Annotated in this window: 12 protein-coding genes and 1 pseudogene; 2 read left to right on the top strand and 11 right to left on the bottom strand. The window is 68.8% G+C overall.

Annotated elements, in window-relative coordinates; all coding sequences use genetic code 11:
- Positions 1 to 10: 10 nt before the first annotated feature.
- From P1L40_RS12715 to P1L40_RS12745, 7 genes and pseudogenes are all read right to left on the bottom strand, one after another.
- A pseudogene (locus P1L40_RS12715) lies at positions 11 to 536 on the bottom strand (DUF7261 family protein).
- The gene (locus P1L40_RS12720; protein WP_284007492.1) at positions 524 to 928 is read right to left on the bottom strand and encodes a DUF7262 family protein; all 405 of its coding nucleotides are present in this window, start codon (positions 926 to 928) and stop codon (positions 524 to 526) included. The pseudogene P1L40_RS12715 and the gene P1L40_RS12720 overlap by 13 nt, the downstream one beginning before the upstream one ends.
- Positions 921 to 1,622, bottom strand: coding sequence for a DUF7263 family protein (locus tag P1L40_RS12725; RefSeq protein ID WP_284007493.1), 702 nt, complete (start codon positions 1,620 to 1,622; stop codon positions 921 to 923). The genes P1L40_RS12720 and P1L40_RS12725 overlap by 8 nt, the downstream gene beginning before the upstream one ends.
- Positions 1,622 to 2,065 (bottom strand): DUF7266 family protein, encoded by a 444-nt coding sequence (locus P1L40_RS12730; RefSeq protein WP_284007494.1) that lies wholly within the window; start codon positions 2,063 to 2,065, stop codon positions 1,622 to 1,624. Before P1L40_RS12730 ends, P1L40_RS12725 begins: the two co-directional genes overlap by 1 nt.
- A complete protein-coding gene (locus P1L40_RS12735; RefSeq protein ID WP_284007495.1) occupies positions 2,058 to 2,771 on the bottom strand; it encodes a DUF7289 family protein in 714 nt (237 codons plus the stop codon). Before P1L40_RS12735 ends, P1L40_RS12730 begins: the two co-directional genes overlap by 8 nt.
- Positions 2,768 to 4,657: a type II secretion system F family protein gene (locus tag P1L40_RS12740; protein WP_284007497.1), complete on the bottom strand. Its 1,890-nt coding sequence runs from the start codon at positions 4,655 to 4,657 to the stop codon at positions 2,768 to 2,770. Before P1L40_RS12740 ends, P1L40_RS12735 begins: the two co-directional genes overlap by 4 nt.
- Positions 4,647 to 6,878: a type II/IV secretion system ATPase subunit gene (locus P1L40_RS12745; RefSeq protein ID WP_284007499.1), complete on the bottom strand. Its 2,232-nt coding sequence runs from the start codon at positions 6,876 to 6,878 to the stop codon at positions 4,647 to 4,649. The genes P1L40_RS12740 and P1L40_RS12745 overlap by 11 nt, the downstream gene beginning before the upstream one ends.
- A gap of 274 nt (positions 6,879 to 7,152) precedes the next feature.
- Here P1L40_RS12745 and P1L40_RS12750 point away from each other — a divergent pair, with 274 nt between their 5' ends.
- Positions 7,153 to 7,560: a hypothetical protein gene (locus tag P1L40_RS12750; protein WP_284007501.1), complete on the top strand. Its 408-nt coding sequence runs from the start codon at positions 7,153 to 7,155 to the stop codon at positions 7,558 to 7,560.
- 5 nt (positions 7,561 to 7,565) lie between these two features.
- On the top strand, positions 7,566 to 8,255 hold the full coding sequence (locus tag P1L40_RS12755; RefSeq protein WP_284007503.1) for a HalOD1 output domain-containing protein: 690 nt from the start codon (positions 7,566 to 7,568) through the stop codon (positions 8,253 to 8,255).
- Between the two features lie 19 nt (positions 8,256 to 8,274).
- Here P1L40_RS12755 and P1L40_RS12760 read toward each other — a convergent pair whose 3' ends face one another.
- Genes P1L40_RS12760 through P1L40_RS12775 form a run of 4 tightly spaced genes read right to left on the bottom strand, consistent with a single transcriptional unit; the run spans position 8,275 to position 12,147 of the window.
- A complete protein-coding gene (locus P1L40_RS12760; protein ID WP_284007504.1) occupies positions 8,275 to 9,006 on the bottom strand; it encodes a hypothetical protein in 732 nt (243 codons plus the stop codon).
- A 41-nt stretch (positions 9,007 to 9,047) separates the two neighbouring features.
- Positions 9,048 to 9,446: a nuclear transport factor 2 family protein gene (locus P1L40_RS12765; RefSeq protein WP_284007505.1), complete on the bottom strand. Its 399-nt coding sequence runs from the start codon at positions 9,444 to 9,446 to the stop codon at positions 9,048 to 9,050.
- Positions 9,447 to 11,711, bottom strand: coding sequence for an amino acid permease (locus P1L40_RS12770; protein ID WP_284007507.1), 2,265 nt, complete (start codon positions 11,709 to 11,711; stop codon positions 9,447 to 9,449). It lies immediately after the preceding gene.
- Positions 11,704 to 12,147, bottom strand: a complete 444-nt coding sequence (locus tag P1L40_RS12775; protein ID WP_284007509.1) for a universal stress protein — start codon at positions 12,145 to 12,147, stop codon at positions 11,704 to 11,706. The genes P1L40_RS12770 and P1L40_RS12775 overlap by 8 nt, the downstream gene beginning before the upstream one ends.
- Positions 12,148 to 12,289: the final 142 nt, after the last annotated feature.

Below are 12,289 nucleotides of genomic sequence, written 5' to 3' on the forward strand. Positions count from 1 at the left end.
GAGATCGACTTCAGCCGGCGACGGTGACGACCACCGTGACACGAGTGGTCCCACGGCGTGTCGTGACGGCCACGTCGAACCCGACCGCGAGCACGTGGGTCCGGCCAGCGCGCTCCTGGACGACGACGGCCCGATCCGTCTCACAGGGGCCGAACGCACGGTTCGGACCGCCCGGGCAGCGCGCGCTGCCAGGCCGCCGCGGCCGTCGTGTTGTAGCTGACGTTCCGGACCGTTCCGTCCCGAACACGCCCCGTCCGGAGCCTGTCGAGCGTCGGCGCGAGGTCCCCACGGACAGCACTGACAGCACCACGGCGCCGGGCCCACCCGTACTCCCCGGGGACGTTCGCACTGGCGACCGGTACCGCGCGGTCGAGGACGCGCAGTGTCGCGGCTGTCGGTTCGTCGTGGTCGGCGGTCGCGCGGACATCCTCGTGGTACCCGAGCTGCAAGGCTGCGAGTACCAGCGGTGCGACCGCGACCGCGACCAGTATCGCCGCGACCAAGACGAGCTGTCCGCGCTGTCTCACGCGTACCACACCTCGATCCTGACCCGTCCGATCCCGGTGGGGATAACGGCCGTTCCCGTCGTCGTCTGTCGCGGCCGGGCGAGCCCGACCGTTCCGTGTGGCGTCTCGACCCGGAACAGGACGTTCTCGGGGAGGATCCGCTCGACGCGCCGTTCGAGCGCACCCCGTTCCCGATCGAACGTCGCCTCGCTGGCGAGAACCTCCCGGAGCCGCGTCGAACCGCCGTGGCGCGGCTGTTCGTTGGCCAGCACCGTCGCCACGTCGCTGGCGTACGCGTCCAGCTGTGGGCCGCGGGTGTCCGCCGCCGGCGGCCCCAACGCAAAGCCCAGCGTGACGCTCAGGATCACCACGACACCGATCGCTACTTCCAGCACCGACAGCGGGAGCTGACCCCTACCCATCGACGGTCACCTCGAGTGTCGCTTTCGTCGTCCGCGGGGGCGCGTAGGCCACCGTCACCGATCCCGTGGGGACGGTCCCGGCCCCCTCGAACCGTAGCTCCGTCGTCTCGTAGGGCACCAGCGACACGGTGAACGTCCCCGCTAACCCGCTTCGGTTGTGCAACAGGATTCGATCGCCGGCCCTGACCGTCCACAGTTCCGTGCCGGGCGGCGTCGAGATCGAGATCGTCGCCGTCGTCGTCCGGCGCGGCAGCGTCACCGACCCGGTCCCGGTCACGTTCGGCGTGACACTTCTGGTCGTCCGGCGTTCGACGAGGACGATCCGCCGGACCGTCGCCCCACCGTCCGGTGTTCCGGTCGAGGCGAGCCTCGACCCGTTCAGCGACACCGTCACTGTTGCGTTCCGTGCCGGCGGGACCGCCCGGACGAGTCGGGACCGGTCGAACGCGTCGACCTGTGTCGCGTTGAGGACGTTGGCACGCGCTGCCAGCGGTCCGGTCGGATCGACCAGCCGTTCAGCGGTGGCCGCGGCAACCCGCTGTTCGTCGGGCGTCCGGTCGTGACGCGCCAGCGTCCCGTCCGCGACCGAAAGCGCCAGCCCGGTGACAACCGTCAGCAGGACCAACGCGACGGCGAGCGACGGGAGCGATGTCTGTGCACGGGTCCCGTTCCGGCGGTCGCCTGTGACTCCCATCAACTCCCCTCCAGGGTCACTGTCACGTTCCCTCGCCCACCGTCGACGGTGACGACCGTCCGCTCGCCGCTCTCCCAGGTTCCGTCGAAGGAACTAACCCGTGGCGGGAGGACCGGACGAACGCGCCCGCCGATCGACGGGTCCGGGTGGTCCAGGACGAGCGCGCCGCCGTCCGTCCGGATCGTGTACGCCGTGCCGTCGATGGTCGCCGGCAGATCGACCCGGACCCCAGCGGTGACGTGTCGCGCCCGTGGCGGAACCGCCCCCTCGACCCGCGCCGCGGACTGCACCAGCGTTCGTTCGCCCAGCTCCGTCCCAACTGCGGACCGGTACTCGGGGACCACGCCGCCGTACAACGTGGTCGTCAGGAGCCCGATGTAGAGGACGACGACACCGAGTCCCAGCAGCCGCTCGACGACGGTACTGAGCCCGCGGCTATCCATGTGCCACCTCCGTGCGCATGTCGTGGCCGATCAGATAGACCGTCTCCCGTCCGCCCACACTGGCGACGACACTCGGCGTCCCGTCGCCGTCGATGTCGCGGATCGTCGTCGATAGCCCGATCCGCCGGAAGTATCGCCCGAAGGCCTCCGGTGTCCGGGTCTCGATCGCGACCCGGTAGTCGTCGCTGGGAAGCCGCTCCCGGGTGTGCGTGACGTTCGTCCGAACCCGCGCGGTGACAGCGTCGCCGGCGACTGCACCGCCGCTGGCGTTGACCCGTGGCGCGCCGACGACCAGCGTGTCGTTGGTCCGGGTGACGGTCACCGGCGGATCGCTGACGAGCCACCCCTCCCCGGGTTGCCCTCGGGTGACGGCCCCGGCGACGAAGGCGGCCCGGGCGCCGCCGGCGGTGTAGATGAGCGCGTCGATCCGGACGACACGGACGACGCCGCTCCCGTTCAACACCCGGAGGTCCCGCTGTGCAGTCGTCAGCCGTCCGTCGGTGAACTGGACCCGTGTCGTTCCCGGGCCGGTCTGTGCGACGGGCTCCAGCCCGTTCCGGAACGTGTCCGCGACACGGGTCGCGTCTGCCGTGGCCGTCTGGCCATCGATAACGGTCCCGACCGTGGCCGTAAGCCCGCCCAGTGCGAGGACGGTCAACCCCAGCAGGAGGACGACACCGACGACGTGTGACTGGGCGCGCCTCACAGCAGTCCCACCCCGGCGTAGACGACGTAGCCGAGCACGACCAGCAGGCTGGAGTGGAGCACCGCCTCGTAGACGCCCCGGCTGGCCGTCCCGGCGAACCAGCCACAGGAGAGCATCGTTGCCTGTGTGACGAGATAGAACCGCCGGCGTGCACGGGACGGATCGATCGCGTCGGGGTCTAACGCGATACTCTGTCCGCTCGTCACCGCGGATAGCTGTGCGAACCGCTCCAGGACGTAGACGTTCACGGCGACGGTGATACAGACGACGAGCACTGCCGTCGTCCAGCCGACGGCGACGTACACGAGCAGTGCCGACCGGAGGGCTTTCCGCTGGTGGTAGAGCTTGCCGATCTCCGTCTGGAGCGTCTCGAAGATCTCCTCCGCGTCACTGCCGGCGTCTAGGGCGCCGACGACGAGGCCGACGGTCTGTTCGGCCAGCGGTGTGCCGACCCGGTCGACGAACTGATCCAGCGCCGCAGCCCGCCGGTCCGCGGACGCGTCGGAGGGGCTATCGCCGAGTTCGAGCGTGAACGCGAGCGCCCGTACGTCGTCGGCCAGCGCACCGAGCTCGACATCCCGTGCGACACGCCTGACGGCGTCCGGAAACGGACGCCCCAGTGCCACGTGGCCCGCGACCGCGTGGACGAAGTCCTGGATCTCGCGGTCTTTCGCGTCGTCCCGCCTCGCACGCCGGATCGAGACCACTCCGACCGGAAGCCCGACGGCCGCGTACGTGAGCAACGCGACGTTCAGCGGCCCGTAGCCGAGCGCCCACAACCCGGCCGCGATCAGCCCGCCGAGTGGCACACAGACGACCGTCGCACTAGCGGGGTTCGACGGCGCCGTCGCCAGGATCGAGACGAGATCGTCCGGGCGGCTGTACGACGGTGTCCCCGCGTTGTGCGGTCGAAGCGTGACGACGACGGCCGCCGAGAGCGCGCCCGCGGCGAGGACGAACGCGGCGCTTCCCGCGACGACGACAGCCTGTGTCGACAGCGATCCCACCGGTGTCGACACCGGCCGAGACAGCCCCGGTGCGAGGACGCTCATCACCGTCACGATGAGGACGACGAGCGCGGGGAGGATGAGCAAGACGACGAACAGTTCCGCCAGCAGTTCGAGATACCCAGTCGCCCGCTCGTGGCGGCGGCTCTGCTGGTGTGAGAGCAGCCGCCCTTCCATCTTCAGGTATCCCTCCAGCGCCTCGGCGCTCTGGTTCGCGTGTTCGCGGAACTTCAACAGGAACGGCGCCAGGAGATCACGCGACGGGGTCTCGCTGGCGACCCGCTCTAACCCCTCGTCGAGGCTCCCGGTCAGTGCGGCCCGGTTGAGCGCTCGGCGGAACGCCACGGCGGTCTCCCCGTAGGCGTCCTGTTCGGCTACGGCCCGCAACACGGCGCGCTGGTCGTGCGAGCCCGCGGCGAGGACCCGGAGGTAGCGGACCGCGCCGGGGAGCGTCGCCTCGATGTCGGCCCGGCGCGCCGTGGCGACCCAGGCGAGATAGCGGCTCCCGAGCAGGAAGACGGCCCAGCGGGCCAGTCCACCGCTGACGACCCCCGCGACGACGGCAGTCAGGAGGCGCGGGACCGGCGGTGTCTCGATCCGATCCAGAACCGGGAGGCTGTTGGTCCCGACCGTGACGACCGCGTCGACGACGGCTGTCGGAAGCACTACTGCGGCCGACGCGGTCAGCGCCCCACTCGCCAGACAGACGGCCCAGGAGAGCGCGTAGAGCCGTGCCACGTACAGTCCGAAGCCGACATCGGGGTTCGCCTCCCGATACCGCTCCCGGGTCCGGGAGTGACGAGCGTCGTCCGCGTGGTGGGCAAACAGGGCGTAGAGCCCCCGATCGAGCAGTCCGAGGTGCCGGGCCTCAGTCGTCATCGCTCGCCCCTGCCTCGGGTCCGGCGTTGTCGGCGTCGGCCCGCCGGCGCAGTCGCTCGACGGTCGCGGCCTCGTTGGTCTGGAGGTCCGCCAGGACGGAGAACAACTCGTCGAACTCACGACACCCTTCCCGGACGAGGTACTTGACGTAGCGGTGGCGCCGGTGGAACTCGTCCTCGACGGTCTCGACTGACTCGTCTCTCAGTCGCCCGAGCCGTTCGAACGCGGCGGTCTCGACCTGCCGGTTCTCGTCGCCGAGCGACGGGTGGTCGTAGCCGAAGGCGTAGCTCCCGTCCGGCCGTCGCCAGCAGACGGTGTTGTAGTGGATGACGGCACCGTTCTTGCGGATCGTCCCGGCCCAGTCGCCGGGCTGTGCATCGTCGACGAACTCGACCACTCGGCCGACGTACCGTTCCCCGTCGACGTGGCGCGGGAACACGACCAGATCGATCTCTTCGAGCAGATACGTCGGGACGCCCTTCTCGATGACGCGGTTGACGAGCGTCTCGATGTCGTCGGCGTGGGTCGTCCCGATGACGCCGTGGCCGGTGTTGAGCGTCTCGGCGAACGTCTCGAAGGATGCCGGGGTGTTGATCTCGGCGATGACCTCCACGTCGGGGTTCAAGTAATTACACTGCGTCATCAGGTCCGCCATCGTCACCCGACGGTGGTCGCGCTCGTGCTCGCGTGTGGTCAGCGACACCCCCGTTTCGTGTGGAATCCGGACCTCCCGTGACCCCTCGTCGATGCTGATCGGCCGGTCGCGGTAGGGGATAAACGGCATGTGGGCGTTCATCAGCGTCGTCTTCCCGACACCGGTCGCGCCCGAGAACAGGACGACACCGTGGGACTCGTAGAACAGCCACAGCAGCGCCACGAGCTCCGTCGGCAGGGCGTCCCGCTCGACCAGGTCGACCGGCGTCATCGCGTCGGCCGACTGCTTGCGGATCGAGATGTGTGGGCCGCTCTCGCTGATCGTCGGGAGCGCGACCGCACAGCGGACCGTCTCGTCGGCGTCGTGGACCGTCTCGCTGTCGGGGTCGACGTTGATCTTCGCGCTGGGGTTCGAGGCGTTGAGTTCGGTTCCGTCGTCCGCAGCCAGTTGCGTGACCACGTTGACGAAGCCCTGTTCGGAGTCGAAGGTCAGGTTCGTCGGGACCCGCCCGTCGTGGCCCAGGTCCGCGCGGGGGAGGACTTTGACGCGCTCGCCGACCCGGTTCGCCTCGATGTCTTCGAGAGTCGGGTCCCGGATCGGGACGGTCAACTGCCCGTAGCCGACCAGATCACGGAGCACGTAGTACAACAGGTCGTCCAGTCGGCCGTCCGAGAACCGGCGGTCGACGGGCGGGACCGCCAGATCGAACTCGGCCAGGGCGGCCCGGAGCCTGTAGCGGGCCGCGTCGAGCCACTCGGTCGTGTTCCGGACCGTCAACTGGCGTGCCAGCAGCGACCGGGCGCGGTCCCGGACGAACTCGACGCGGTCCTCGACGAGCCCGTCGACGCTGGTCTCCCAGATCCGTTCTTTGCACTCCTCGATCAGTGCCTCGTCCCCGGGGAGCAGCGACGGCTCCCTGACGGCGTACTTGGTCGTGAACGGGTCCGAGCCCAGCAGGTGCTCCCGGTAGACGACGACCGGAATCTCGAACTCGTGGAACTCGACGGTGTGGCGCTCGACGCGCTCGCTGGTGAACCGGTCGATGTACGTCGGGTCGGGATCGAGCTCTGTCTCGGCGGGGGCGTAGTCGGCCGTGTGGACGACGACACCGTCGGCGTCGATATCGGCGACATTGATCCGGTCGTCGAGCGCGTACGGCGTCAGGTCGCCGAGACACGCCAGCGAACAGAGCGCGTGGTACTCGATCCGGCGCCGACCGGCCGGCGAGCAGTCGACGAGTCGGTCGAGTACCCGGCGGTGTTTCGGGTCGAACCCCTGTTGCATCCGCTCGATGGCGCCCTCTCTGGTCCGTGGCCGCTGGCGAGTGGCCGTCTCGAAGTACGCTTCCACCGTCGACAGCGCCTCGGCCTCCTCGACACCCAGGACCGGTTCACGGACTTCGTAGCCGAAGTCGTCGCCCACCGACCGGATAGTGACCACGACGCCGGGGTAGAGCTCGTCTTGTTCCCGGACCGACGGCGCGTACCAGGCGTCGGTATCGTCCGGCGGGACCGGCGACGGGACTGATCGCTCCATCCACCCACTGTCGTTCGCTGCGCCACCCATTACCGGGGCTTGCCGCGCGATTTAATTTAAACATTTTGTTGGCGGTTCAAACGTCGGTACCCCGCGACAGTCGATAGACACCCACCGGCAGGCGGCGTCGCGCCCCCGCTCGGCGTCGGCAGCTATCGTCGATAAAAACTACGGGATGCTCGCTACCGCCCCGGTTTGCGCGCTTCGAAACCCGATAGAACTGTTCGACTGCGACGTACCGGATCGGTATCTCTCCATCGCACTGAAGAAATCTTTATACCGAGGTGCTCGGTAGTTATCACAGATGATACTCAAGGGGTCAGTTCGACGGTACGCGCTGGGCGTGTTCGCGCTCGTCGCGGGTGCGCTGGCGGCCACCGGTCCGGCCGCCGCACAGACCGCCGCCAACGAGGGGCCGGGACTGTTCTTCGCGACGAGCGAGATCGCACAGGTGTTGCTCTCTATCGCCGCCGTCTCGTTCGTCGTCCTGGCGGCGCGTGCGTACGGCGGTGAGATCGGGAAGGCGCTGTTCGTCGTGGGCGGCGGCGTCATCGTCTTCGCCAGTTGGCAACTGCTGGCGGGGGCCACCGAACTGCTTCGGCTCCAGCAACCGCCCGCGAGCGCGGGCAGCGTCGTCAATCTGGTCGTGACGATCCTGCTGCTCGCCGGCTTCTACATGCTGTACGAGACGACCAGCGGCCACTTCGCCTGACAGCGATGAGTTACGAACACCTCGTCGGGCGGCTCGTCGAGACCCAGCGCTCGCTGCTCGGACAGCGTGCAATCGACATCGCGCAGTCGATCGAGGGGCTCACCGTCACCGACGACGGCACCGTCGCGTCGATGACCGGCGACCGTCGGGCGGTCGTGGAGCGGCTGGTCGACAGCTACGTCTCGGTGCTCGGCGCGCCCGCGGAACAACGGCTCCGGTCGGCGGCGACCGAGTTCGAAGCGGAGGTCGTCCTCCCCGAGAACCTGGGTGGACCGACAGAGGCTCCCGCCGACACCACCGAGGAGGCGGCCGGGACCGTCGAGGACGCGGGAGACGGCACCACCGGCCAGCAGATCGATCGGCCGAAGTCGACCGAGACCGTCGTGGAGTACTCGACACCGTCGAACACGACTCTGACCGGTGATCTCGACACGGCCGACGACCTGGCGTCCGTCTACGTCATCGCCGAAGACCAGAACGGCTGGGAGTGGCGGCTCACCGTCGAGGACGCCGTTCTGAACGCCGTCACGAGCGCGACCGAACTCTCGGTCGAGGATGTCGGCACGCTCCGGGACTACGTCGACGCGACCGTCGTCGAGGCGGCGCTGCGCTCGGAGGGTGCAGTCTCCTTTTCGTTCGAGATCGAAGGCCACCACGTCACGCTCCAGCCCGACGGTAACGTCCGGATCGAGTGATCGGCTAACGGGGACCGGCTCAGTAGTGCCGGAAAAGGAGCTGTCGCACGTCGTCTTTCGTTCGCACCCCGGTGGTCGTCCCGTCGGGGAGGTCGACCTCGTAGGGTTCCTCGCTGGTCTCGCTCTTTCGCCACTTGTCGTCGTGTTCCCGGAGCAGGCGGTTGGCCGCCGCGAGGACGCCGCTGGGGCCGTCGTCGCCCCCGCTCGGACTCTCGTCATCGGCGTCCGCCGTCGCGTCGGCCGCGCGCTCGCCGTCGCCGGCCGCGGTGCCCTCCGTCCCAGGGCCGTCCGTGCCGACCGGCTCGGGTTCGCCGGCGTCGTCGGTGGCGTTTCCCTCGGCCCCGTCACATGCGGTCCCGTCGTTCGTCCCACCGCCGGTGCCGGAGTCGGCCGCGGTCGTCCCGTCGTGAGCCCCGTCGACCTCCACACCGTCGAGCCGTCGGGCGAGTTCCGCCGGTCCCAGCGTCGTCAGCAGTTTCCCGCGCATCTCGTCGGCGTTGATGCCGCTGCCGGGGATGTCGTCGACGGTCGAGGCGATCTGCTGGAGTTCCGGGTACTCGGCCGACGCGATCCGGTCGTACGGGCCGCGCTCGCCGCCCTGTTCGTCCGGCGGCGTGTACGTATCGAGGAGATAATCGAGCGCGTCTTCGACTGTGGTGTGACCGTACGTGTCGACGAAGGTGTCCTCGACAGCCGCACGGACGGCTTCGAGTTCCTCCTGCTGGGACTCGGTGATCGATAGCTCCGGCATCGTTCGGGCCAACGGCGGCCCGCGGCATAATTCGTTCCCCGCTAGTCCAGCGACGACGCGACACTGACGTGCATCCCGACGAACAGCCACGTCCCGTCCGGATCGGGGTCGCCGTCGGTCCGGCGTTCCAGCGTGCCGCTCCAGCGCGTCTCGAAGTCGTGTCCCACCCCGCGCTCGGTGTCGGTCCAGGCCAGGTCGACGGCGTCGCTGAACCAGGCGTACCCGTCCCGGTCGGTCACCCGGAGCGCGTGGCTCTCGACGGTCCAGTCGGTCGTCGAGGCGGTCTGGTCGCGCAGGCCGGCCGCGACCTCGCTGCCCCCGACCAGCCGTTCGGAGACGCCGAACTTCACGACCGATTCGTCGGCAGCGAAAAACGGAGCCAGGGGCTCGCCCGCCCGCAGCGCGTCGTAGTACGCCTCCAGGCGAGCGGTGGCGTCCATCTATCCGAACAGCCGCTCCAGCAGGCTGCGACTCCGGTGTTTCTCGGCCAGCAGGACCGAACACTCCACGTCGTCGACGATGTCGAGCACGAGCGAGCCCGACATCAGCCGCCGGAGCAGCCCCTCCTCGGTGGCACCGATCAGGACCAGCGAGGCGTCCTCGGCGGCCGACTCGATCGCGAGTTCCACGTCGCCGGTCTCCACCCGAAGTGTCGCATCAGAGAGCCCGTGGTCGGCAGCCCAGGCGTCGAGGAAGTCCCGGGCCTCGGCTTCGGCCTCGGTTCCAGTTCCGGACGCCACGTTCAACAGCGTCACCTCGGAGCCGTACTCCTCCTGGAGCAACTTCGCGATCTCGGCCGAGAGGTCGGAGTCCGGCCCGCCGGCGGTCGGCAGGAGGATCCGGGAGGGGTCGAACCCGCGGTCGCGCAACACGAGGAAGTCACACGGGACCGACTCGGTCAGTTCGTCGAACGCGGACTCCGCGCGGCCGGGCGAGCCGTGGGAATCGGGCCCCCAGCCCATCACGACCAGGCTAGCGTTGTGCGTCTTCGCGGCGTCGAAGATCTCCTCGAAAGAGCGATGCGAGATGATCGTGTGAGTCTCGATGTCGACGCCGAACGTCTCGGCGTCCTCGCGGGCGCTTTCTAGCAGTCCGGCCGAGGTCTCGTCGATCTCGTCGGCGCGCTCTGCGGCCCCGGCCAGGGCAGTCTGGTCGGGGACCGTGACGATGTGGGTCGCCACGACCGTCCCGCCGCGCTGTTTGGCGATGGCACTGGCCAGCGTGATGAGTTCCTTCTCGTGTTCGGGGTTCGCCAGCGGCACCATCACGCGGTACTGACCGCCGTCGGGCTGGACGCTCGCCGCGGCGTTGACCGCGGCGTCGGGCAGGTCCTCCGAGCGCGAGAGGATGTGTTCCGAGAGGATCCCCTGTTTCTCGGTGCGGGTCCGGGCGTAGCCGACGTACCAGAGGATCGCGGCGCCGGCGATACCGAAGGTGAGCAACAGCGCCTCCTCCGGGACGAACGCGAGCAGGGCAAAGGAGAGCACTGCCCCCAGGATCGGCAACACCGGGAACAGCGGGACGGTAAAGTCAGGGCTGTACTCCTCGGGCGCGACGACGCGCATCACGATGAGCGCGAGGTTGAGCAGGCCGTAGATGATGAGGTGGAGGCCCGAGGCCGCTCCGGAGAGCAACTGGAGGTTCCCGACGACGATGAACAGCAGGATGAGGCCGCCGGTGATGGCGATTGCGCGGTACGGCGTCCCGAAGCGGTCGTGGATCTCGTTGAGCGCCGGCGTGACGATCCGGTCCCGTCCCATCGCGAAGTTGATGCGCGACGACGCCAGGATCGAGGCGTTGGCGCTTGAAGCCGTCGCCAGCAGGCCGCCAAACAGCAAGGCACCGCCCATCAGTGCGCCCTGGAGGTACTGGCCGACCTCGACGACGGCGATGGGCCGCGGTTCGTTGGGCGCGACGTTCTCGAACAGGCCGGCGATGAATCCCTCGGGGACGGCCGCGCTCATGATGACGAGCACGAGCGCGTAGATGACCGTCACGAGGACGACGCTGCCGATGACTGCACGCGGGAGGTTCTTCCCCGGCTCTTTGATCTCCTCGGCGACGCTCGTGATCTGGACGAACCCGAGATACGAGACGAAGATGAGTCCCGTCGTCTCCAGTGTCGTGACCACGTCCCGGGCCGGCGGGAGGTTCGCGGGATCGGCCCGGAGCGTCCCCAGCAGGGTAAACGCCGCCAGGATCGCGACGAGCACGATGACGATGACGTTCTGGAGCTTCCCGGTCTCCTTGGCGCCGACGTAGTTGATCGCGACGAAGAAGGCCCCGCCGACCAGCGCGATCAACTGGATGTAGGTGAGCGAGAGCGGGCCGGCACCGACCGAGCCGCTGAGCCCGAAGATCCGCGCGATGTAACGCCCGAAGCCGACCATGTAGAAGGCGCTGGCGAAGGCCAGGCCGAGCCAGTTCGCCCAGCCGGCAACCGAGCCAAACAGCGGCCCCAGCGCGTGGTTGACGTAGTAGTACGCGCCGCCCGAGCGTGGCATCGCCGTCCCGAGTTCGCTGGCCGACAGTGCCGTGAACATGGCGATGACACCCCCGAGAACGAACGCGGCGGCGGCCATCGAGCCCGCCTGCATGATCGCGTCGCCGGGCAGGACGAAGATGCCCGCTCCGATCATCGTCCCGACACCGATCGTCAGGGCGGCGAGCGGCCCCAGGTCCTTCGCGAGTTCTTCGTCACCCATCGCCGTCTGTCACCTCCTCGTCCGTCGACGGCTCGCTGTCGGGGAGGACGACGACCGGGTGGTCGTTCTCCGTGATCAGGCGAAGCGCCACGTCGCCGGTGATGAGCTGGACGAACCGGCTCCCACCGCGCGGGGTCACGACGACCGCAGTCGCGTCGTGGTCCGCGGCCGCCTCGAAGATGGTCTCGACGACATCTGTCCCGTAGTAGATCTCCGTCTCGATGTCCCCGAGTACCGATTTCGCGGCCTCGAACATCTCCTCGGCGGCGAGTTCACGCTGTTCGACGCCCGCCTTGTCCGGGGCGCCCCCCGCTTTCTCGATGACGTTGACGACGACGACCTCGCCGTACTCCTGGTCCGCCAGCGCACGGGCGGAACTCTCGGCGTCCTCCTCGCTGTCGACGGGGAGGACGACCCGATCCAGCAGGTCAGCCATCGATACCCCTCCGGTTGGGAAGCCGTTGCTCGTGGCGATTCGGCGACCACACCGCGGCTGACCGGTTCATATCCCTCTCGAAGCACGGACGCTAGTTAACGTTCACGTCTGGCGGCACCCGTGAGATAGAAACCCACTTCAC

It is taken from the genome of Haloarcula pelagica (assembly GCF_030127105.1).
Classification (GTDB): Archaea; Halobacteriota; Halobacteria; order Halobacteriales; family Haloarculaceae; genus Haloarcula; species Haloarcula pelagica.

Coding starts and splice junctions, on each gene's coding strand:
- P1L40_RS12730 (WP_284007494.1), bottom strand. CDS start 2,065: ATGGATAGCCGCGGGCTCAGTACCGTCGTCGAGCGGCTGCTGGGACTC.
- P1L40_RS12755 (WP_284007503.1), top strand. CDS start 7,566: ATGAGTTACGAACACCTCGTCGGGCGGCTCGTCGAGACCCAGCGCTCG.
- P1L40_RS12750 (WP_284007501.1), top strand. CDS start 7,153: ATGATACTCAAGGGGTCAGTTCGACGGTACGCGCTGGGCGTGTTCGCG.
- P1L40_RS12765 (WP_284007505.1), bottom strand. CDS start 9,446: ATGGACGCCACCGCTCGCCTGGAGGCGTACTACGACGCGCTGCGGGCG.
- P1L40_RS12745 (WP_284007499.1), bottom strand. CDS start 6,878: ATGGGTGGCGCAGCGAACGACAGTGGGTGGATGGAGCGATCAGTCCCG.
- P1L40_RS12760 (WP_284007504.1), bottom strand. CDS start 9,006: ATGCCGGAGCTATCGATCACCGAGTCCCAGCAGGAGGAACTCGAAGCC.
- P1L40_RS12775 (WP_284007509.1), bottom strand. CDS start 12,147: ATGGCTGACCTGCTGGATCGGGTCGTCCTCCCCGTCGACAGCGAGGAG.
- P1L40_RS12725 (WP_284007493.1), bottom strand. CDS start 1,622: ATGGGAGTCACAGGCGACCGCCGGAACGGGACCCGTGCACAGACATCG.
- P1L40_RS12740 (WP_284007497.1), bottom strand. CDS start 4,657: ATGACGACTGAGGCCCGGCACCTCGGACTGCTCGATCGGGGGCTCTAC.
- P1L40_RS12770 (WP_284007507.1), bottom strand. CDS start 11,711: ATGGGTGACGAAGAACTCGCGAAGGACCTGGGGCCGCTCGCCGCCCTG.
- P1L40_RS12720 (WP_284007492.1), bottom strand. CDS start 928: ATGGGTAGGGGTCAGCTCCCGCTGTCGGTGCTGGAAGTAGCGATCGGT.